The following is a 19484-nucleotide window of genomic DNA, read 5'->3' on the forward strand; positions in this document are numbered from 1 at the left end:
GTCACGCGGCAAGACAGCAGAGGCCCGACTGCGTTCAGAACGAGGGCTTCCATTGCGCGGGCGCGACGCTGCCGGTCTGTTCCACGATGCGGCTATAGGCTTCGGGCCGGCGATGTTTGGCGAAGTTGAAAAGGGTGTTGCGGCCCAGATCGCACATGGCCAGATTGCAGTCCGCCACCACCAGTTCATCATCCCATGACGCGGCCAGGGCGATGACCTCGCCCTGCGGGTTGACGATGATGGAATGGCCAAACAGTTCATGGCCGTCTTCCTTTCCCGCCTTGGCGACGGAAACGCCAAAGGTGGCGTTCTGATAACAGCCGGCCTGAACGGAAAGCTGGGAATTCTGCACACGCAGATGATGGGCTTCGAAGCCCTGGTTTTCATGATTCAGGCTAGGGGTGTTGTAGCCCACCATGACCAGCTCGACCTGTTGCAAACCCAAGACCCGCCAGGCTTCCGGCCAGCGGCGGTCATTGCAGATCAGCATGCCCATATTGACCTCCAGTCCTGGCGCGACGGGCGTGCGCACCACCGGAAAGCCCAGATTGCCCACCTCGAAATAGCGCTTCTCCAGATGCTGCACCTTGCGATAGGGCGCGAACTCCGCCTGGCCGGGCAAATGCACTTTGCGATACTTGAACACGATCTCGCCATTGGGCGCGATCACGACAGAGGTATTGAAGCGGCGTTTGCGCACGACGCCCTGCTCGTCCGGCTCCCAGGCCAATTCGGCATAACCCAGATAGACCATCAGGCCATAACGCTTGATGGCGTCGAACAGCGGCTGAGTGGCAGGCGACGGCAGGCTGGTCTCGAACCAGCCATCGGCCTCATCCCGGTTTTCGCAATACCAGCGCGGAAAAAAAGTGGTCAACGCCAACTCGGGAAACACGACTACCTGGGCGCCGCGCTGCTGCGCCCGTTCCAGCAGGCGGATCATGCGGGCGACCACCGACTCGCGCCCCTCGGCGCGTTGAATGGGGCCTAACTGGGCGGCGGCGACGGTAACGATACGGGACATGAGGCAATCCATTGAGGGAAAGACAGCCTCCAGCATGGCGCATGCCCGGCCGCCCGCCCAGCCCCGCCCTGCGCGCCGCGATGGCGGGCCACAAACCGGCTTTTCATTGGGAAAACAGGGCCTTCCTGAGCGACAGGGCTGCCTGGGCCCATACTTTTTTTATAAGCGCCGCGCAAAAGGGCATGAGCGGCGTGTTGCGCGCAGGCCGCGTCTTGCCCATAAAATGGCCTTCTCGGGTTTTTGGATGCTCGCCCCATGGCCGGCGCTCTTGCCTCGACGCAGTTGACGCTGCGCCAGATCGAGGTTTTCCACGCGATCATGCTGACCGGCTCGCTGAGCGAGGCCGGGCGCATGCTGTCGGTCACCCAGCCGGCCATCAGCCGTCTGCTCGCGTCGGCTGAGAACCGTCTGCGCTATCGTCTGTTCGAGCGGGTCAAAGGGCGGCTGCATCCCACGCCGGAAGCCCGCCGCCTCATGCCCGAGGCGGAAGCCATTTTCGAGCGTGTCGGGCATTTCAATTCCCTGGCGGGCGCGCTAGGCGCAGGCAGGGCAGACACGCTGACCCTGGTGTCCAGCCCCAGTCTGAGCGAATGGCTGATCCCGCAGGCCATCCAGCAGTTTCGCCAGCGTCATCCCGCCACCCCCATCCGTTACCGTCCGCTTGCCTATGACGCCCTGCTGCCTCAGTTGCTGCTCGGACAGGCCGATTTCGGCATCGCGTCGATGCCGCCACCGGCCAATGCCCATGTCATCAGCGCCGAGGTCGGCCAGGGCTGGCTGGGCTGCGCGGTGCCGCTGGGCCACCCGCTGGCCGGACGCCGTTGCGTGCGCCCCGAAGACTTGCAGGGGCATCTGCTGATCGGCTATGACGCCAATACGCCGTTCGGACGCCTGGCCAGCCGCTTCCTGCACACGGTGCCGCTGTCGCCGCAGATCGAAATCCGCTCCACGCCAGAAGCCCTGGCCCTGGTGCGCCAGGGCATCGGCGTGGCGCTGGTCGAGGGCCTGGGCTACCACCCGGGCTTTAGCAAGGACTTCGTGCTGCTGCCCACCGAACCCTGTTTGCACCACCCCATCCATCTGCTGCACGCTGCGAGCAGCCCCCTGTCGGCCACCGCAAGGCGTTTCGTCGAAACGCTGCGGGCGCTGATGACACCTGCACGCGGCAGTCCCGCGAGCTGATGCCCCCGGCAAGCCCGCTCCCTACCCCGCCCCCATCGACTCTGCTCATGTCATCGAACAAACCGCTGCTCCTCATCAAAAACTCGGTAGACCCGGAAGGTCTGGCGCAGATCGGCGCCCACTTCGAGATCATCAACGCGCCCACGCCTGAACGCTTCGAGCAGGCCATCATCGAAGCCGGCCACCGCGCCGAAGTCGTACTGACCAACGGCGCCACCGGCCTGAGCGCCGCGCAGATCGACGCCCTGCCGCGACTCAAACTGATCTGCTCGATGGGCGTGGGGCACGAGAATATCGCGCTGGCCCATGCCAAGGCGCGGGGTATCGCCGTCACCAATGGCGCCGGCACCAACGATAGCTGTGTCGCCGATCACGCCATGGGTCTCATCCTGGCCATCGTGCGCGGCATCCCCCGCCTGGACCGGCTCACGCGGGAAGGCGTGTGGCGCTCGCAGCTCACGCTGCCGCCCAATGTATCGGGCAAGCAGGTCGGCATTCTTGGCCTGGGCGCCATCGGCGAGAAAATCGCCCAGCGGGCGCAGGGCTTTGACATGCCGATCGGCTACCACAACCGCCGTCCGCGCCCGGATTCCACACGGCGCTATTTCGACAGCCTGGAAGCCCTGGCCGATTGGGCAGACATTCTGGTGGTGGCCATCCCCGGCGGCGCCGACAGCCACCACCGCGTCAACGCCAATATTCTTGAACGCCTGGGCCCGGCGGGCTATTTGATTAATATCGCGCGCGGCAGCGTCGTCGATACCGCAGCGCTGGAGCAGGCGCTGCGCCTGGGCAGGCTGGCCGGCGCCGGCCTGGATGTCTACGAGGGCGAGCCCAAACTGCCCTCCGGTCTGGCCGACCTGGAGAACATCGTGCTGACGCCCCATGTGGCCGGCTGGTCGCCCGAAGCCGTGCAACGCACGATCGACAAATTCCTGGAAAACGCCCGCCGCTTCTATGCGGGCGAACCCCTGCTCACCCCGATCTGATCCGGCGGCCTGCCCGCAGCAGCCCGCTGGCAGGCGCGGCCCTCAAGCCGTGCCTGCCAACACCTTGTAGAAAAAAGTCGTTCCGCACAGCTCGCCATGGCCATCGCGCGCGAAGCCGGGAATCTGGCCAGCCTCGACATAAGCCGCGCTGCGGTAGAGCCGGGACGCCACATCGCCCGTGCGGGTATCCAGCACCAGCAGGCTTCTGCGAGCCTGCACGGCAATGGCCTCGATGGCTTCGAGCAATTGGCGGCCGATGCCCTGCCCGCGAAAGTCCGTGTGCACCATCAGCTTCTCGACCTCGGCCCGATGCAGGCCGTTCTCTTTGCCGCACAGCGACAACTGCACCGATCCGGCCATGCGCTGATCCTGGGTGCAGACAAGCAGCACTCTGGACCCTGCGCCAAGCGAGGCGCCGACCTCCCGCCAATAGGTTTGCGCGGCTGTCTGCGCCAGCGGCGGCAGAAAGCCGATCGAGGCGCCCTCATCCACACAGTTTTTGAGCAGCTCGGATAAGCCGTCCAGCGCAGGCCCGGTATCGAACAAACGCGTAATAAGCATCTTTTTTTTCCCCTGTTGCCCTGCCGGGTCGTTTTCGTACAAGCATGCTCCCGCGCCGTTCAAGACCGGCGCGGGAGCAAGCGCTCAGAACTCTTCCAGAAAGCGCATGCGAAAGCGCCTGCCCTTGATATTGCTGTTGGAAATCCGCGAGAACGCCTGCTTGGCGATCTGACGGTCCAGCGCCACATAGGCGTTGAACTCCGTGATGTTGATCTTGCCCACCTGCTCGAAGCTCAGCCCGCCGTCACCCGTGAGCGCGCCCAGCAGATCGCCCGGACGCAGCTTGTCCTTTTTACCGCCCTGGATGCACAGCGTGACCATGGGCGCGCGCAAAGGGCGGTCCGCCTTGGAACGCAGCGATTTGATATCCGCCCATTTGAGCGGCGCGCCCTGATATTGCTCGATCAGGTTGGCCCAGCGCATTTCCTCGGGCGAGCACAGGCTTAAGGCCAGGCCTTTCTGCTCGCCCCGGCCGCTGCGGCCGATGCGGTGCACATGGACTTCCGTGTCCTTACTCACATCCACATTGATCACCGCGCTCAGGTTCTGGATATCCAGACCGCGCGCGGCCACATCCGTCGCCACCAGGACCGCGCAGCTCTGGTTGGCGAACTGGATCAGAATCTCGTCGCGGTCACGCTGCTCCAGGTCGCCATTGAGCGCCTGGGCACTGATGCCGTCGGCGCGCAAGCGTTCGATCAGCTCATGACTGCGGATCTTGGTATTACAGAACACCAGAGTCGAGGCCGGCCGGTAGTGCGCCAGCAAGGTGGCCACGGCATCGAGCCGGTCTGCCTCATCGATTTCGTAAAAAATCTGCTCGATGCGGCTGGCGTCGTGCTGCGTCTGCACCTTGACTTCGGCCGGGTTGCGCAGAAAGCGAGCGCTGAGCTTGCGGATGTTATCGGGATAGGTCGCGGAAAACAGCAGCGTCTGGCGCTTGACCGGGCAATGCGAAGCAATGGCGACGATGTCGTCGTAAAAACCCATATCCACCATGCGGTCGGCTTCGTCCAGCACCAGGGTTTTCAAGGCCGCCAAATCCAGGTTGCCGCGCGCCAGATGATCCTGAACACGGCCAGGCGTGCCCACCACCAGATGCGCGCCACGGGCCAGCGACTCGGCCTGCGGCCGACCGGCAGCGCCGCCGCACAGCGTCAACACCTTGACGTTAGGAATCAAACGGGCCAGGCGGCGCAGCTCTTGCGCCACCTGGTCGGCCAGTTCTCGGGTAGGGCAGAGCACCAAGGCCTGCGGCACCAGGCGCGTCAGGTCCAGCGATTGCAGCAGGCCCAGGCCGAAAGCCGCGGTTTTGCCGCTGCCGGTCTTGGCCTGCGCGATGAGATCGCGCCCATCAAGAATAAGGGGCAGGCTCTGCTCCTGAATAGGCGTCATCTGCTCAAAACCCAGGCTTTGCAGGTTTTCCAGCAAGGCGGGGAGCAGCGGCAAGGAAGAAAAAGACGTATCGGTCACAATAGGAGCAGATCGCGAGATCTGCAAAAAACAGTTCAAGCGACAGTGTATGCCTTTGGCGCCCAAGCCGAGCACGAGGCATCGGCGCCGCCCTGATCGGCAGCCCCCCCGGCAGGGCTGCCGATCAAAGCACATGATGGCCAGGCCCGCCGATGAGCCGTCGCGGCAAGAAAGCCTAGTCCAGCAGACCGGCGACCTCGCCCCTGACCCGCCGCGCATCGACCATCGGCTTGTCCGACAGCATGCCATCGTTTGGCATGGCCGCTACCAGCCGCGAAAGCGCGGCCAGACGGCGGCCACATCCGCGCCGCGCAGCACTTGGTAGGCGTCGTGCTGAGCGCCGGTCGCGCAGGCATGGTTGGGCAGAATGCGCAGACGCGTGCCGATGGGCAGATCGGGAAGCGCGCCGGTCGCCCCCGGACGCAGCGTGATGATGCCCTGCTCCTGGTTGGTCTGCTTGAGCACGAGCCCGGGCAAAGGATGGCCCGCCACATCGCACACCAAGCCGTAATACTGGTCCACGGCCTGATTGGCCGTGCCCCGGTCGCGCGACATGGCCATCCAACCGGCATCGACCAGAATCCAAGCCTTTTCCGGCTGATGCCCGATGACGGTGGTCAGCACCGACAAGGCGATGTCGTCTTGTTTACAGACCCCAAGGCCGGCCATGAAGAGGTCGAAAAACACATAGACGCCGGCTCGCACCTCCGTAACCCCCTCGAGGTTCTCGGCAAACATCGCGGTGGGCGTGGAACCCACGCTGACGACCGGGCAAGGCAGACCCTGCTCGCGCAACACGGCCGCAGCGCGCACTGCCGCGCTGCGTTCGCGCTCGGCCATATCACGGATGGCCGCTACATCCGGCGAGCTGTATGACTCCCCGGCATGGGTCATCACGCCGTGCAGCTCGGCGCCGCCTTCGTGCAAGGCGCGGCCGATCGCGCAGAGCAAAGCCTGCTGCTCCGGTCGCACGCCGGCGCGGTGGCCGTCGGAGTCGATTTCAATCAAAGCGGGGATGGGCGCGCCCGCGGCGCGCGAACGACTGGCCAGCGCCTGCGCGGCCTCGACGCTATCGACGACCACGGTCAGATTCACGCCTTGCGCACGCAAGGCCAAGACCCGGTCTATCTTGGCCGGAGACAGACCGACGGCATAAAGAATATCCCGCACCCCCGCCCGGGCGAACTGCTCGGCCTCCTGCAAGGTGGACACAGCGGCCGGCCCTTGCGGCGTCTGCATCGCGCGCCGAGCCACCTCGACCGACTTGGGCGTTTTCAAATGCGGACGCAGGGCGACACCCAGACGCCGCATACGGGCCTTCATGTATTCGATGTTCGCCTCCATGCGCGCCTCATCCAGCAGCAGGCAGGGCGTATCAAGGCTGTCGAGGGTGGGCCGCGTTTTCCTATTCATTTCATGACTCCAATATGCCGGCACAGCCCAGGCGCGGGCTGCGTTTGCGCCCTTGTCCAGCGGGACCGCCGGACGAGGTAAATACGTGAATTCGAAGCGGGATAGCATGGGCGATGTCAGGCCTGGCGGCCTGCGCTGCGGCGGGCAATGCATCGAAGACCGCGCCGCAAGACAGCAGGCAAGAAGCAAACCCGCGTCGCAAGGCCCTTCTCCAGGCAGAACGGCTAGCAACACAGATAAAGGCGTGGCGAAATTCTGGTCTGAAGTATGGGGCCGGGCGAGGTAAAGATGGCTAACATCAACTTAATACTGAATTAAGCACGCATGAATATGCTGAGCACGGACGATTTGTTATTTTTCATGGCCCTGACGCCGGAGCAAACGCTGGCCGATGCCGCGCGCAGGCTGGACGTCACCCCCTCCGCCGTCACGCAGCGTCTTAGCGCGATGGAGCGCCGGCTAGGCATTCAACTGGTGGATCGCAGCGGCCGGCGCATCGCCCTGACCGATGAGGGCGAATTGCTGGCCGAACGGGCGCGCTCGATCTGCGCTCAGCTCAGCGGCCTGGCCGATACCCTGGCCAGCCGCCGCGGACAGGTCGCCGGACAGCTGCGCGTGTTGGCGCCCCTGGGCTTTGGCCAGCGCCATATCGCGCCTCTGGTAGGCCGCTTTCAACAGCAATACCCTGAAGTCACCGCCACTCTGATGCTCTCCGACCGGCCGCAGCGTCTGGACGCGCATCACTGGGATGTGCTGATCCATATCGGCGAGCTGCGCGACTCATCGCTCATCATGCACCGGCTGGCCAGAAACCGGCGCATTCTCTGCGCCGCCCCCGCCTACCTGAAACGGCAGGGCACCCCCGCCTCTCCCGAGGATCTGCACCATCATGATTGCATCGCGCTGCGTGAAAACGACGAAGACGTCACGCTGTGGCGGCTAGGCAACCATGACGGCCGCCGCGCCACCGTCCGCATCGAACCCAGGCTGGCCAGCAACGATGGCGGCGTCGCGCTGCAATGGGCCTTGAGCGGCCTGGGCATACTCGCCCGTTCCGAATGGGATGTGGCCGAAGCCCTCCGCGATGGAAAACTGCTAGAGATATTGCCAGGCTGGCGCCTGCCTGACGCCGATATCGTCGCCCTGGTTTCCTCGCGCAAATCCCGTTCGGCGCGCACCGAACGGTTTCTGGAGCAGCTGCACGAGATGGCGACTCCCTGGCTTGCGGACAGCGCCTAGCGCACTGAACACCTCGAACCGAGCCGGGCTTGCCACCCTGAGCCTCCAAAAAGCCAGAACCCCCTGGCCGGATATTGCCCTAGCGCAACAGGTTTTTTTCCTTGCTTCCCGCTCTCGGAAAATGTTGAACAAGTACGAAAAACCGCGAATGCCGGGCAGGTTCGGGCGAGCCCAGCCGCCAACGCGGCAATGCCTAGCTTTTCCAGGGCAGGCGATCCCGCGAGCCCTAGAAAGCCCTACGCCTCATCTTGGTTTCTCTGCCGTATATCAAACGACGGGCGCCGGCGGCCCGTTGCCGCGCTCCCTTTTTTTGCACGTCTTGTATATCCTATTGCGGGTAGCCAACCCCGTTCACAGAAGGTGCATTCATGAATAGAGCGTTGATAGCGATTACCCTGACCGCCGGAGCCCTGGCTCTGGCGGGTTGCCAGAATATGCCGGGCGGTGCGAAAGCCAGCTCCGAATTCGATTGCATTGCCGGCACGGTCGGCGGCGCGGTCGTCGGCGGCCTGCTGGGCAGCATGGTCGGCGGGGGCACCGGCAAAACCATCGCCACGGTGGCGGGTGCGGGCGCGGGCAGCTATGCCGGCAATCAAATTGGCTGCCGCTGAGGATCACCATGAAAAAATCTGTTATCCGCATTGCCCAGGTGGCCGCCCTCTCGCTGAGCGTTCTGGCCCTGTCCGCGCAAGCGCAGACCCGTGCGTTCGATCCCAAGGTCTACCAGCAAATGGACACCAACGGCGACGGCAAGGTCAGCGAAGCCAAGTACCGCAACTTCATGGAAAAGGCTTTCGACAAGCTCAACACCAGCGGCGATGGCAAACTGACGCCGGCGCAATCGGCGAATGTCCTGACCGAGCGTGAATTCGCCCTGCTCGACAAGAACAAAAAAGGCTATGTGACCCGGGAGGAGTTCATGACTCAGGTCATGAACGACTTCCGCAAGCAAGATCGCAACGGCGATGGCTTTCTAAGCCTCAACTAAGCGGGGCAGCAACACTTCTGCGCATAAAAAACGGCCTTCCTTGGAAGGCCGTTACACTTTCGCCGTACTACAAAAACACTGCCCGACAGCGCCGCCGGCACTCCCGGCCCGGACGGCGCGCAGCATCTCTCTGACCTGTCAGTCGATCACAGCGCCAGCCGTACGCACCACCTTGCCCAGGCGCTCGTATTCCTCATTCGAGAAAGTCTTGAGCCCCTCGCGGGTGGTCGGCGCGGGCTGGGCGCCGCGCTCTTCCAACTGCGCGCGCAAGGCGGGTTCAGCCAGAACCTTGTGAACAGCGGCGTTCACGCGATCCAGCACCGCAGGCGGCGTGCCCTTGGGCGCATAGAGCGCATCCCAGGCAAAGAAGGAGTAGCCCGGAACCCCGGCCTCGGCCACCGTCGGGATATCCGGATTGGAGGCCACCCGCTCATTGGTCGTGACGGCCAGCGCGCGCAGGCGCTTGGCCTTGATTTGCTGCGCCACATTGGGCATCACATCGATCAAGAGCGACAAACGCCCGCCCATCAAATCCGTCATGGCCGCAGCGCCCCCCTTGTAAGGCACGTGCACGATATCCACGCCCGTCATCTGCTTGAGCTGCTCACAAGCCAGATGCGACGTGGTGCCATTGCCGGCCGAGCCGCAGGTCAGCATGCCAGGCTTGGCGCGCGCGGCGTCCAGCAAATCCTTCAGGCTTTGATACGGCTCGTCAGGATTGACGACCACGGCGGCGGCAATCGTAGTCAGCCGGGAAATGGGCTCGAAATCATCCCGCGAAAAGCCGGTGTTTTTATACAGCCAGTGATTGATGGCCTGCGTGCCATTGGTGGCATAGGCCAGGGTGTAGCCGTTGGGCTCGGCACGCGAGGCCGTGGCGCTGCCGATGTTGCCGCCCGCGCCCGGACGGTTCTCGATCACAATGGTTTGGCCCAGATCACGCATGAGCGGTTCACTCATCAACCGGGCCAGTGTGTCGGCGCCGCCGCCGGCCGGGAAGGGCACAACCAGGCTGATGGAACGGCTGGGCCAGGTTTCGGCGCTGGCGGGCGCGCCCGCCAGCAAACAGGTGGCGATACCGGCTGCCCACAGGGCGGTTGGTTTGAAAAAGGACATTTCAGGTCTCCTCGATAATGCGTTACTGGCCTTGTCCCGGCCTTAAGTGTGTAAAAAGGCCGGCGGCGACCGGCCCTGGGAATCAGTAAACGCCTGCCGCGCCACTGGAGGCCGCACGCCCATACCGTGCTGCCAGATCCGTCGCGGCGCGGGCCAGCAGCGTGGCGTCCACCCCCACGGCGGTGAACAGGCTGCCGCATTCGATATAGCGGTCGGCCAGTTTGGGATCGCTGATCAGAATGCCGGCGGCCTTGCCCTGCCCCCGGATGCGGGCAATCGCCGCTTCAATGATCTCCTGCACCGCCGGGTGATTGGGCTGGCCGAGATAGCCGTAGTCGGCGGCCAGATCGGCGGGCCCGATGAACACGCCATCCACCCCTTCGACGGCGCAGATCTCGTCCAGCGCCTCGACGCCACGGCGGGTCTCGACCTGCACCAGGGTGCACATGGCCGCGTCGGCCTCGGCAAGATAGCCGGGCAGACGGTTCCAGCGCGAGGCGCGCGCCAGCGCGCTCCCGACCCCCCGAATGCCGGAAGGCGGATAACGCATGGCGGCCACGGCCGCCGCCGCTTCCTCGGCGCTCTGAATCATAGGCACCAGCAGCGTGCGGGCTCCCAGATCGAGCAAACGCTTGATCTCCACCGGATCATTCCAGGCGGGGCGCACCACGGGCTCCAGCGGATAGGCCGCCAGCACCTGTAGCTGTCTAAGAATGCTGTCCAGGGTGTTGGGCGCATGCTCGCCATCGATCAGCAGCCAGTCAAAACCGGCGCCAGCCACGACCTCGGCCGCATAGCCATCGGCCAGGCCCAACCACATGCCGATCTGCGATTCGCCGCGCGCCAGCGCCGCCTTAAAGGTATTGCCAGGGGTTTTCATGGGTCTTACTCGAAACGGCAACTGACGGCGCCCAGCGGGCCGTAATCAACATAAAAGACATCGCCGCGCTCGGCGTAGACCGGCCGGGTGAAAGAGCCGCTGAGGATGATCTGGCCGCTTTCCAGCGCCACGCCATGCCCGGCCAGCCGGTTAGCCAACCACACCACGCCATTGGCGGGGTGGTTCAACACCCCTGCGGCCAGGCCGGTTTCTTCGATCACCGCATTGCGCGACAGAATGGCGCCTACCCAGCGCAGATCGACATCATTGACCCGCACCGGACGCCCGCCCATCACGACACCCGCGTTGGCGGCATTGTCGGCGATGGTGTCGAACACCTTGCGCGGACGGCGCGACTCGGGGTCGATCTGATGCGAACGCGCATCGATGATTTCCAGCGCGGGAATCACATATCGCACGGCGTCCAGCACATCGAACAGGGTCACGTCAGGACCGCGCAGCGGCTTGTCGAGAATGAAGGCCAGTTCGACCTCCACGCGCGGCACGATGAAGCGGTCACGCGCGATGGCAGCGCCGTCGGTAAACAGCATGTCATCGAGCAGCGCGCCGAAATCCGGCTCGTCGATCTGCGACGACAACTGCATGGCGCGCGAGGTCAGGCCGATTTTATGACCCACCACACGGCGGCCTTCGGCCTGTTTGATTTCCATCCAGCGCCGCTGGATGGCATAGCCGTCGGCGATGTCCATCTCGGGATGGTCCAGAGAAACCTGACGGATCTGGGTGCGCGTGCGCTCGGCCTCGTGCAGGCGGCGGGCGATGGCGTCGATGGTAGAGACAGCTAAAGCCATGAGTACTCTCGATAGATAAGGGAGGAAAGGTCAGCGCGCCTCGGGCGGCAGATGCCGCTGGCTAGAGCGCTTTGTGAAACGCCAGCCGGCGCTGGTGTGCCGCAGTTCGTCTTCACAGAAACGGATCGCCACCAGACGCGGCGCATCATCGCCGCTGCGGCCGTCGTAGGCCAGCAGATAGAAACGCAGGCGGGCGCTATCCGGGCCGGTCATTTCGGCGCGCAGATTGCTGACGACATGGGCGGTTTCCCGCGCCGGGTCGCGCTGGGCCAGAGCCTGCGCCACCGCTTGCGGCCCGATCAGTTCGCGGCCCTGGCGATACCAGACGCCATCGCTGGCCATGAGCGCGGCCACGTCATCGTGGCGGCGCTCATCGAGGGCAGCAAAGAAATTCAATACCTGCTCGCCTGCCGCCTGGCACAGCAAAGCCTTTGCATCGTTCATGCCACCCCCTCCTGGACAGCCTGCGCTTCACAGGCCTGATAATCAGCGAGCGGCGGCTGCGCGCCCTGCTCGACCCATTTGCGCGCGGCGCGGAAATCCCGCCCCGCGTCGATACCCACGGCCGCCACCGCCAGGCCCCCAGCATCCAGGCCGAGAAAAAGCTGTCCGCCATTGGCCAGCGTTCGCGATACGGTGTGTTGCGCCAGATCCGGAAAGCCCACGATCTGGATCATGTGTTCGTATTGTTCTGACCAGAGCAGCGGCACCGGCGCATAGTCGACCGCCTGCCCCAACATGGCCCGGGCGGCCGCCACGCCCTGATCCTGCGCGTTCTGCCAGGACTCCAGCCGCAAGCCTTGCGCGGCGCGTGGGTGCGAAAGCAGCGCCACATCGCCCGCCGCATAGATATGCGGATCGGAGGTACGGCAAGCGGCATCGACACGCACGCCACGAGCGCAATCCAGGCCGGCCTCGCGGGCCAGCGCGTCATTGGGCTGCATGCCCACGGCCAGCAACACCAAATCGGCCTCGATGGCGGGGCCTTCACCAAACAAAACCTTGACGCCGTCCGGCCTGTCTTGCAGGCCGGTCACACCACGGGCCAGATGCACCGCGACACCGGCCGCCTCATGCCGCCGCTGCAATTCGGCAGACAGGGGCGCCATCACGCTGCGGCCGCACAGGCGCGGCCCGGCTTCGATCACGGCCACCTCGCAACCCAGGACGCGCGCCGTCGCGGCGGTTTCCAGCCCTATCCAACCGCCGCCGATAATCGCCACTCGCGGACGGGCCGCGAAATCCTGGCGCAAGGCCAGCGCATCATCGAGCGTACGCAGCACCCGCAGGCGGGCGCTGTCCAGGCCGGCCAGGGGCGGCCGGCTGGGGCGGCCGCCGGTCGCCAACAATAGCTTGTCGTAGCCGATCTCTCGGCCATCGGCGCAACGCACCTGGCGAGCGGCGGGGTCGATCGACACCACGGCCAGCGTCGGCAGAAACTCGATGCCGCGCTCCTGAATTTCTGCCTGACTCAGCAGCTCGGCCTCTGCGGCCGTGCTGGCGCCGGTAATCAGGCCCTTGGACAGCGGCGGGCGCTCATAAGGCCGGTGCGGCTCGGCGCCGCACAGCACGATGCGCCCGGCGTGACCCTGCTCGCGCAGGGTGCGCGCCGCCCAGGCGCCCGCCTGGCCCGCGCCCACGATCAACATGGTTCCGGAGGCGCTCATGCCGACTCGGCGCGCAAAAACACGGTGCCGTCCTCGACACGCACGTCGTAGCAGCGCAAATCGGTCGTGACCGGCGGGCACTGCGGCTTGCCACTGGCGATATCAAACACGCCCTGATGCAGCGGGCATTCCACCGTGCCGTCCTCGACCCAGCCTTCGGCCAGGCTGGCATTGCCATGCGGGCACTTATCCTGCGTGGCGCAGACCCGCTCTTCCAGCTTGTAGAGGCAGACCGCCTCGCCGTCCAGCATCACGCGCAGCGTGTGCGTATCGGGCGAGATGTCCTTGACCAGCGCCACGGGCTTCCACACTTCGGTATCGGCCATGATCAGAACCCCATCGCTTTCCGGTAGTACTGATAGAAAGAGCGGATCAGCACTTCGGTCACCATGTAATCGGCCGGCTCCGTATCGCGCCCGCCCATTTCGATGATGCCCCGCGCGCCCGGATAACCTGTCACGCCGATCTGGCATTGCGTCAGCATTTCGCTGTCATCCATCGACACGAAACCGGCCGGGCCCAGCAGATTGGCGTGCTTGAGACGCAAACGGGTCATCTCCTCGTCGTCATCTTCATAGCCGTAATAGGTGAACACCAGCTCGTGCTCGGTGGGGCTGCGCGGGATCACATGACGGGTCTTGAGCGAATTGGCCTGGATGCCGAACTGCGCCGCCGGGAATACCCAGGCGCCGCCGACACGGCCGCGGTTGAATTCTGCACGCGGCGTCACGGTTTCCAGATCGAGCAGTTCCAGATCGTTGCGGAAACGGCTCATCTCCGAGGTGGCCTCGGTGACCTTCTTGCCCTCGTTGTGCGACACCATCACGCTGTGCGCGCCGCCGCCAGTCGGAATGCACTCCGACTTCGAATCGGCGCGCCACAGACCAAAAGTGATGTAGAAGGTATGCAGCAGCGTCGCGTGGTAGGGGTCCTTGAGGTTCTCGAGGTACATCTTCCAGTTGCTAGGAATAAGCTGGCGGCTGTAACCCAGCAGCTTGAGCTTTTTGCCCGGCAGCATATGGTCGATCTCGGCCAGCACCTCCTCGCCGCAATACTCTTCGAAGCTGGGCGCCTCGTCGGAGAAAGTGGCCCAAATCGAACCGCCGCGATTGACGCTGCGCAGCTTGCGGATACCGTTTTGCTTGGGATCGAAGTCGCGCGGCATGCCGCCCTTGCCCATCGCGCCCCGGCGAAACGGCACGCCTTGCAGATTGCCGTTCAGGTCGTAATTCCACTGGTGATAGGGGCAGGTGAAGTCCGTGACCTTGCCGGTGTTCTGCCAGCAGATCTGCGCGCCGCGATGGGCGCAACGGTTTTCCAGCACCGCGATCTCGCCGCTTTCGGTGCGCACCATGATGACCGGGCTGGTGCCGATCCAGTTGCGCTTATAGCAGCCGACTTCCGGCACTTCGCATTCCAGGCCCACGTAGTTCCAGGTCTTGCCATTGAAGAAGATCTCCATCTCCTTCTGGAACACAGCGGGGTCGGTGTAGACCCAGTTAGGAATGCGGGTATGCCCCTCTTCGGGCCAGCGGCGCTCGATGTGAATGGGTTGCTCGGCGACGGCCGGCGCGTGCGAGGCACAGGCCTCGTGGGATTCGTTGTGAGTGCAGGACATGGCGGATTCCGGAATCAGATGGGCACGATGAGCGAGGTGCGCACCCGGTAGTTGTCATAGACGCAGTCGCGGCTGGCCAGACGCCAGCCGGCGTCGGTCTGGCGCCAGACGTCGAGATAGCGGCCGACCATGTTCAGGCTGGGCTCGCGATCCGACAGCGACTCCATGATGGCGAAATTGGCCTGGGCCACCACTTCTTCGCCCCGGCGCTCGCGCACCATCACGCCGCCGATGAAGTGCCGCAGCGAGCGCGGCTCGAACATGGTGGTTTCGCGCAGCGCCGTAACCCGGTCTTTCAGCATGTTTTTATTCATGCAGTAGATCAGGCCCAGCGGCAGGCCGGCATCATGGTTCTCGCGCGACAGCACGCGGTAATGACAGTCTTCGGTAAAGAAATCGGGCCAGGCTTCGAGGTCGCCCTCATCCAGGCAAAAGGCGTAATCCTCGTACAGATCGCGCAGTTCGGCGCGCAGGGCGCGCAGATCGTCAGGCTTAGACATAGCGTTGAACATCCTTGCGTAATGGGTCAGCGGGCGGCAGCGAGTTGGGCCCGGTTGCTTTCGAAGCCGCTCTGGCTTCCCAGCGCGAGAATGGGTTCCTGCATGCGTTCTTGCCAGATCAGCGATTCCATCGCGATCTGCAAAGGATGGTCCTGCACCGTCAGCGACGAGGTCGTGCTGTTTTTGGTGTGGTGCGAATGCATGGCCCAGCCCGGCGCCGACAAAATCAGGTCACCCGCCTTCCAGTCCAGGCGCACGCCATTGACCTTGCTATAGCCTTCGCCGCGCAGGTAATAGTTGATGGCCGAAGAGCTGTGGCGGTGCGGCACATGGTGGTTGTCCGGCGGCGAACTGGAAATCGTCGCGAAAAAGCTGTGCGTGGTGCCGATGCGCCGCTCGGTGGCGGGGTTGTACAACACAAAAAGACGACGGCCGTTATAGCCCTTGGCAATGTCTTCCACCGACGGCAGATGCTCGGCCACGCTGGCGTAAGGCCAGTGCAAGGCTTTGGACTCCAACACGTCGATATCGATCAGCCACTCATAACCCAGCAGACGCGCGCCATCCGAACCGACCGGCGCATTGAGCGCCAGATCGCGGGCGCGGGCAGCGCCGGCCTGCGGGCCTTCGCGGCGGGTGGTGTTGGCGTCCAAAGGCGGAACATCGCCTTCGAACTCTTCCACGAAATGCACTTCCAGCTTTTCCAGCAGCGGCGCATTAGAGTAGGACAGCCGCACCCAGGGTGTCTTGCCCTCATTGCGGTAGCTGTGCACCTGCATGGACGGCGTATTCCACACATCCCATTTGCCGATGGAGAAAGAACGGCCGCCCACGGTGGCCACGCCCTCTCCGCTGATACAGATCTCCAGCATATTGGAGTTCTTACGCAGATTCAGCGTGCTTTCGCCCGGGTTCACCACATTGATCGTCACATCGGTTCCCGGCGCCAGGCCCAGGCCGGGCGCGGTGGCCTGCGGATGCACGATGAGGCTGGCGCGGCGGCCATTGGCCGGGCGCGGCGCGTCGATCAGGCGTTCGATTTCAAGGTCGATATCTTCCTTGGCAATCACGATCGACGGCCACATATTCTGTTGGCGGGGTGCGGCCCCGCTCACGTCCACGAACATTGTGTTCTCCTTGTCTGCTTGCGGGACTGGCCCGCCGAATAGTCTTGTGCGGCCGGCGTCAACGCGACAGCAACAGGTTTTCGCGGGTCTGCGGCGCCAGGCGCTGGCCCAGATCGCGCTCGCAAGCGGCCTGATAGACCACGCGGGCCAAAGCCAGATCCGACAGCCCCATACCCATGCCCTTGAAAATCGTCAGGCGCGCGTCCGGCGCGCGGCCCTGGCCACGGGCCAGCAAATCCGACAGCACCTCGACGCCCTGCCAGGGCTCGGCGCCCGCGCCATAGCGTTCGCGCAGCTCGCGCGAGCCGCGGCGGGCGTTCTCCAGGTCATCCACCACGACCAGATCGGCGCGCTCGAACACATCCTGAGCAAACTCGGCGCGGGCCGGCAAAATCGCGCCCACGGCGTTCAGGTGGCGGCAGTCGCGCAGAGCCTGCGCGTCCACAAAAGGCTGTTCGGCACGGGTGATCAGGGTCACGATCTCGGCCCCCTCCAGCGCCTGTTCCAGGCTGCCAGCCGCCTCGACGGCAAAGCCATAGCGGCCCTGCGCCTGACGCACAAAGGCTTCGCGCTTTTCCGGTGTAGGGCTATAAACCCGCACAGATTGCGGCGTGCGCACCGCCGCCAGTGCAGCCAATTGCGTGACCGCCTGCGGGCCGGTGCCGATCAGGGCCGCATGGCGCGGCGCTTGCGGCGCCAGCGTGCGCGTGGCCAAACCGGTGATGGCTGCCGTGCGCAACATGCCCAGCGCCCGCGCCTCGATCACGGCCAACAGGGTGCCCCGGCTGGCATCGAACAGCGTGAACACCGAGCCGCCGCCCTGGCGGGTATGCACCCAGGTTTTGAAACCACAGACGCCGCCCTCGCCGGTCATGACCGAGCCCAGCGCATGCATGGAGCTGCCCTCGCCCCAGGTGGCCAGGGCCTTGGGCACATTGCGCGCCTGTCCCTGCCCCTGAAGCGCCAGCGTGTCGGCCAGCGCGTCGATAGCGCGCGGCATGTCCAGCACGCCGACCACATCGGCTTCAGAGAGATATCGCATGGTTTGACTCATTACACGGCCTGCTTGTTTTGCGGTTCATCGATCACGGGATTCGCCAGGCGGCCCACGCCGGGGATATCCACTTCAAACACATCGCCCGCGCGCAGAAAGCGCGGCGGCTGACGCGTGGCGCCCACGCCTTCGGGCGTGCCGGTGGCGATCACATCGCCCGGCGCCAGCGGGGTAAAGCTGCTGATATAAGCAATCAGGGTGGGGATGGAGAAAATCAGGTCGGCCACGCTGCCGTCCTGCATCAGGTCGCCATTGAGATAGGAGCGCACCCGCAGCGCGGTGGGGTCGGGCACCTCATCGGCCGTGACCAGCCAGGGCCCCAACGCACCCGAACGCTCGAAGTTCTTGCCCGGCGTGACCTGGGCGTTGTGCTTCTGAAAATCGCGCACCGAGTTTTCGGCCATACAGGTGTAGCCCGCCACATGCTCCATCGCCTGCGAGGCGGGAATATGACGGCCGCCACGGCCGATCACCACCGCCAGCTCGGCCTCGAAATCCAGTTTTTCCGACACTTGCGGGCGCCACACCGGCTGATCCGCGCCCACCAGGGAATCGGCATAGCGGGCAAAAACCGAGGGATGCTTGGGCAGCTCGCGGCCCGCCTCCAGCACATGACGGCCATAGTTCAGGCCCACACAGAGAATCTTGCCCGGCGCCACCACGGGGGCCAGCCATTGCAGCCCGGCAGCATCGATCAGCGGCGCGGGTTGGCGCGCGGCCTGCGCCAGCGCTTGCGAACCGGCCGCCAGGGCGCTGGCCACATCGGGCCAATACGACGTCATGAGCCGGATTTGCTCACCCTCGCGGATGCCCCAGGCCGGGGCGCCAGCGTGCACGAAGCTTTGAAGCTTCATTTTGTCTCCTCGAGTCTGCCGCCCCAGGCCAAAAAAACATTCCGGCCTCGGTTTGCATGCAATAACAATGAAATTTGAATTTCATCGCGTGTTTTTTATATATTGCATGCAATTTTGCTTTTTCACAAGCTTTCCTCACAAAGAAAACTCCGCATTGCATGCAATCACCCGGTACACTGTCCGGCGCTTGAAGGAGTAGACCGGCATGGCCGCACAAATCGATAAAGTCATCTCAGAACTGCGCGACATGATTCTTTCGGGCGAAATCGCGCCCGGAGAGCGCATCGTCGAACTGCAATTCGCCGCCAGACTGGGCGTGTCGCGCACGCCGCTGCGCATCGCCATGACCGAGCTGGAAACAGAAGGGCTGCTGGAGCGCCTGCCTTCACGCGGCTTTCGCGTGCGGGCCTTTACCGTGGAGGAGATCGGCGACGCTGTCGACGTACGCGGCGTGCTCGAAGGCATGGCGGTTCGCCTGCTGGCCGAACGCGGCGTCAGCGATGAGGTTTTGGCCAGCCTGAAAGAAACCGTTGAAGCCGGACGGCAATTGCTCGCCCCCGCCGCACGCAATCCCGAAACCCTGGTGGATGCCCGCGCCTGGGGCCGCATCAACCAGCGTTTTCATGACATTCTTTGCCAGGCCGCAGGCAACCGGGCCCTGCTGTCTGCGTTGGAACACAACAACAAAACCCCGCTCGCCGGTCCGGCCGCGCTCACCCTGCCCTCCACGCCCTCTCTGCTCGAGACGCCCTATGTGCTGCGCGCCCAGGCCGACCACGAAGACCTGTTGCGCGCCATCACCCGGCGCGAAGCCGCCCGCGCCGAAAGCCTGATGCGCGAGCACGCCTACCGCAGCCGCGAAAACAAGCGCGTCATGCTCGATTCCATCAAGACCGAACGTCACAGCATGGCCTTAAGCGCCGCGCCCTTAGCAAGTTGATGGACAGGACCGCCTCTGGCCGGCCCGCGCGATAAGAGCCCCACAGA

General features: G+C 64.4%; 21 protein-coding genes. 6 read left to right on the forward strand and 15 right to left on the reverse strand.

From position 1 onward, the window contains the following. Positions 1–34: 34 nt before the first annotated feature. Entirely contained in the window at positions 35–1024 is a 990-nt protein-coding gene (locus tag U0029_RS14090; RefSeq protein ID WP_039051463.1) for an N-carbamoyl-D-amino-acid hydrolase, read from the reverse strand. Positions 1025–1279: 255 nt separating this feature from the next. On the opposite strand from U0029_RS14090, the gene U0029_RS14095 reads away from it, so the two are divergent. Then, a complete protein-coding gene (locus U0029_RS14095) occupies positions 1280–2206 on the forward strand; it encodes a LysR family transcriptional regulator (protein ID WP_012416369.1) in 927 nt (308 codons plus the stop codon). A 47-nt stretch (positions 2207–2253) separates the two neighbouring features. Beyond that, a complete protein-coding gene (locus U0029_RS14100; protein WP_039052259.1) occupies positions 2254–3195 on the forward strand; it encodes a 2-hydroxyacid dehydrogenase in 942 nt (313 codons plus the stop codon). A 42-nt stretch (positions 3196–3237) separates the two neighbouring features. Here U0029_RS14100 and U0029_RS14105 read toward each other — a convergent pair whose 3' ends face one another. The 3 genes from U0029_RS14105 to U0029_RS14115 all read right to left on the reverse strand — a co-directional run bounded on the left by U0029_RS14105 (position 3238) and on the right by U0029_RS14115 (position 6642). Beyond that, positions 3238–3756 carry a GNAT family N-acetyltransferase gene (locus U0029_RS14105; protein ID WP_114852473.1) on the reverse strand — a complete coding sequence of 173 codons (519 nt, stop codon included), beginning with the start codon at positions 3754–3756 and terminating at the stop codon, positions 3238–3240. 84 nt (positions 3757–3840) lie between these two features. After that, a complete protein-coding gene (gene dbpA / locus U0029_RS14110; RefSeq protein ID WP_114852474.1) occupies positions 3841–5229 on the reverse strand; it encodes an ATP-dependent RNA helicase DbpA in 1389 nt (462 codons plus the stop codon). 264 nt (positions 5230–5493) lie between these two features. Further along, complete coding sequence (locus U0029_RS14115) at positions 5494–6642, reverse strand: DSD1 family PLP-dependent enzyme (protein WP_114852457.1); 1149 nt, start codon at positions 6640–6642, stop codon at positions 5494–5496. 330 nt (positions 6643–6972) lie between these two features. On the opposite strand from U0029_RS14115, the gene U0029_RS14120 reads away from it, so the two are divergent. From U0029_RS14120 to U0029_RS14130, 3 genes are all read left to right on the forward strand, one after another. Further along, the gene (locus U0029_RS14120; RefSeq protein WP_039052083.1) at positions 6973–7881 is read left to right on the forward strand and encodes a LysR family transcriptional regulator; all 909 of its coding nucleotides are present in this window, start codon (positions 6973–6975) and stop codon (positions 7879–7881) included. Positions 7882–8249: 368 nt separating this feature from the next. Then, complete coding sequence (locus tag U0029_RS14125) at positions 8250–8492, forward strand: glycine zipper 2TM domain-containing protein (RefSeq protein ID WP_012416361.1); 243 nt, start codon at positions 8250–8252, stop codon at positions 8490–8492. Positions 8493–8500: 8 nt separating this feature from the next. Next, complete coding sequence (locus U0029_RS14130) at positions 8501–8869, forward strand: EF-hand domain-containing protein (protein ID WP_114852458.1); 369 nt, start codon at positions 8501–8503, stop codon at positions 8867–8869. Positions 8870–9007: 138 nt separating this feature from the next. On the opposite strand, the gene U0029_RS14135 is transcribed toward U0029_RS14130, so the two are convergent. The 11 genes from U0029_RS14135 to U0029_RS14185 all read right to left on the reverse strand — a co-directional run bounded on the left by U0029_RS14135 (position 9008) and on the right by U0029_RS14185 (position 18497). Beyond that, positions 9008–9985, reverse strand: coding sequence for a Bug family tripartite tricarboxylate transporter substrate binding protein (locus U0029_RS14135; protein WP_012416359.1), 978 nt, complete (start codon positions 9983–9985; stop codon positions 9008–9010). Positions 9986–10067: 82 nt separating this feature from the next. Further along, a complete protein-coding gene (gene hpaI / locus U0029_RS14140; RefSeq protein WP_012416358.1) occupies positions 10068–10865 on the reverse strand; it encodes a 4-hydroxy-2-oxoheptanedioate aldolase in 798 nt (265 codons plus the stop codon). Positions 10866–10870: 5 nt separating this feature from the next. Further along, a complete protein-coding gene (gene hpaH / locus U0029_RS14145) occupies positions 10871–11677 on the reverse strand; it encodes a 2-oxo-hept-4-ene-1,7-dioate hydratase (RefSeq protein ID WP_012416357.1) in 807 nt (268 codons plus the stop codon). A 30-nt stretch (positions 11678–11707) separates the two neighbouring features. Continuing rightward, positions 11708–12121: a nuclear transport factor 2 family protein gene (locus U0029_RS14150; protein WP_012416356.1), complete on the reverse strand. Its 414-nt coding sequence runs from the start codon at positions 12119–12121 to the stop codon at positions 11708–11710. After that, complete coding sequence (locus U0029_RS14155; protein WP_114852459.1) at positions 12118–13344, reverse strand: NAD(P)/FAD-dependent oxidoreductase; 1227 nt, start codon at positions 13342–13344, stop codon at positions 12118–12120. Before U0029_RS14155 ends, U0029_RS14150 begins: the two co-directional genes overlap by 4 nt. Beyond that, on the reverse strand, positions 13341–13670 hold the full coding sequence (locus U0029_RS14160; protein WP_012416354.1) for a non-heme iron oxygenase ferredoxin subunit: 330 nt from the start codon (positions 13668–13670) through the stop codon (positions 13341–13343). Before U0029_RS14160 ends, U0029_RS14155 begins: the two co-directional genes overlap by 4 nt. Before the next feature lie 2 nt (positions 13671–13672). Continuing rightward, positions 13673–14962 (reverse strand): aromatic ring-hydroxylating dioxygenase subunit alpha, encoded by a 1290-nt coding sequence (locus U0029_RS14165; protein WP_012416353.1) that lies wholly within the window; start codon positions 14960–14962, stop codon positions 13673–13675. Positions 14963–14976: 14 nt separating this feature from the next. Continuing rightward, positions 14977–15462, reverse strand: a complete 486-nt coding sequence (locus U0029_RS14170; protein ID WP_114852460.1) for an aromatic-ring-hydroxylating dioxygenase subunit beta — start codon at positions 15460–15462, stop codon at positions 14977–14979. A gap of 26 nt (positions 15463–15488) precedes the next feature. Beyond that, entirely contained in the window at positions 15489–16589 is a 1101-nt protein-coding gene (locus tag U0029_RS14175; RefSeq protein WP_012416351.1) for a cupin domain-containing protein, read from the reverse strand. 58 nt (positions 16590–16647) lie between these two features. Beyond that, positions 16648–17631: an ornithine cyclodeaminase family protein gene (locus U0029_RS14180; RefSeq protein ID WP_231838588.1), complete on the reverse strand. Its 984-nt coding sequence runs from the start codon at positions 17629–17631 to the stop codon at positions 16648–16650. 11 nt (positions 17632–17642) lie between these two features. Continuing rightward, the gene (locus tag U0029_RS14185; protein ID WP_012416349.1) at positions 17643–18497 is read right to left on the reverse strand and encodes a fumarylacetoacetate hydrolase family protein; all 855 of its coding nucleotides are present in this window, start codon (positions 18495–18497) and stop codon (positions 17643–17645) included. Positions 18498–18702: 205 nt separating this feature from the next. On the opposite strand from U0029_RS14185, the gene U0029_RS14190 reads away from it, so the two are divergent. Beyond that, entirely contained in the window at positions 18703–19437 is a 735-nt protein-coding gene (locus U0029_RS14190; protein ID WP_012416348.1) for a GntR family transcriptional regulator, read from the forward strand. Positions 19438–19484 lie beyond the last annotated feature (47 nt).

It is taken from the genome of Bordetella avium, from assembly GCF_034424645.1.
Lineage (GTDB): Bacteria > Pseudomonadota > Gammaproteobacteria > Burkholderiales > Burkholderiaceae_B > Bordetella > Bordetella avium.

Coding starts and splice junctions, on each gene's coding strand:
- U0029_RS14175 (WP_012416351.1), bottom strand. CDS start 16,589: ATGTTCGTGGACGTGAGCGGGGCCGCACCCCGCCAACAGAATATGTGG.
- U0029_RS14160 (WP_012416354.1), bottom strand. CDS start 13,670: ATGGCCGATACCGAAGTGTGGAAGCCCGTGGCGCTGGTCAAGGACATC.
- U0029_RS14130 (WP_114852458.1), top strand. CDS start 8,501: ATGAAAAAATCTGTTATCCGCATTGCCCAGGTGGCCGCCCTCTCGCTG.
- hpaI (WP_012416358.1), bottom strand. CDS start 10,865: ATGAAAACCCCTGGCAATACCTTTAAGGCGGCGCTGGCGCGCGGCGAA.
- U0029_RS14115 (WP_114852457.1), bottom strand. CDS start 6,642: ATGAATAGGAAAACGCGGCCCACCCTCGACAGCCTTGATACGCCCTGC.
- U0029_RS14150 (WP_012416356.1), bottom strand. CDS start 12,121: ATGAACGATGCAAAGGCTTTGCTGTGCCAGGCGGCAGGCGAGCAGGTA.
- U0029_RS14105 (WP_114852473.1), bottom strand. CDS start 3,756: ATGCTTATTACGCGTTTGTTCGATACCGGGCCTGCGCTGGACGGCTTA.
- U0029_RS14135 (WP_012416359.1), bottom strand. CDS start 9,985: ATGTCCTTTTTCAAACCAACCGCCCTGTGGGCAGCCGGTATCGCCACC.
- U0029_RS14185 (WP_012416349.1), bottom strand. CDS start 18,497: ATGAAGCTTCAAAGCTTCGTGCACGCTGGCGCCCCGGCCTGGGGCATC.
- hpaH (WP_012416357.1), bottom strand. CDS start 11,677: ATGGCTTTAGCTGTCTCTACCATCGACGCCATCGCCCGCCGCCTGCAC.
- U0029_RS14100 (WP_039052259.1), top strand. CDS start 2,254: ATGTCATCGAACAAACCGCTGCTCCTCATCAAAAACTCGGTAGACCCG.
- U0029_RS14125 (WP_012416361.1), top strand. CDS start 8,250: ATGAATAGAGCGTTGATAGCGATTACCCTGACCGCCGGAGCCCTGGCT.
- U0029_RS14120 (WP_039052083.1), top strand. CDS start 6,973: ATGCTGAGCACGGACGATTTGTTATTTTTCATGGCCCTGACGCCGGAG.
- U0029_RS14170 (WP_114852460.1), bottom strand. CDS start 15,462: ATGTCTAAGCCTGACGATCTGCGCGCCCTGCGCGCCGAACTGCGCGAT.
- U0029_RS14165 (WP_012416353.1), bottom strand. CDS start 14,962: ATGTCCTGCACTCACAACGAATCCCACGAGGCCTGTGCCTCGCACGCG.
- U0029_RS14090 (WP_039051463.1), bottom strand. CDS start 1,024: ATGTCCCGTATCGTTACCGTCGCCGCCGCCCAGTTAGGCCCCATTCAA.
- U0029_RS14180 (WP_231838588.1), bottom strand. CDS start 17,631: ATGCGATATCTCTCTGAAGCCGATGTGGTCGGCGTGCTGGACATGCCG.
- U0029_RS14095 (WP_012416369.1), top strand. CDS start 1,280: ATGGCCGGCGCTCTTGCCTCGACGCAGTTGACGCTGCGCCAGATCGAG.
- U0029_RS14155 (WP_114852459.1), bottom strand. CDS start 13,344: ATGAGCGCCTCCGGAACCATGTTGATCGTGGGCGCGGGCCAGGCGGGC.
- U0029_RS14190 (WP_012416348.1), top strand. CDS start 18,703: ATGGCCGCACAAATCGATAAAGTCATCTCAGAACTGCGCGACATGATT.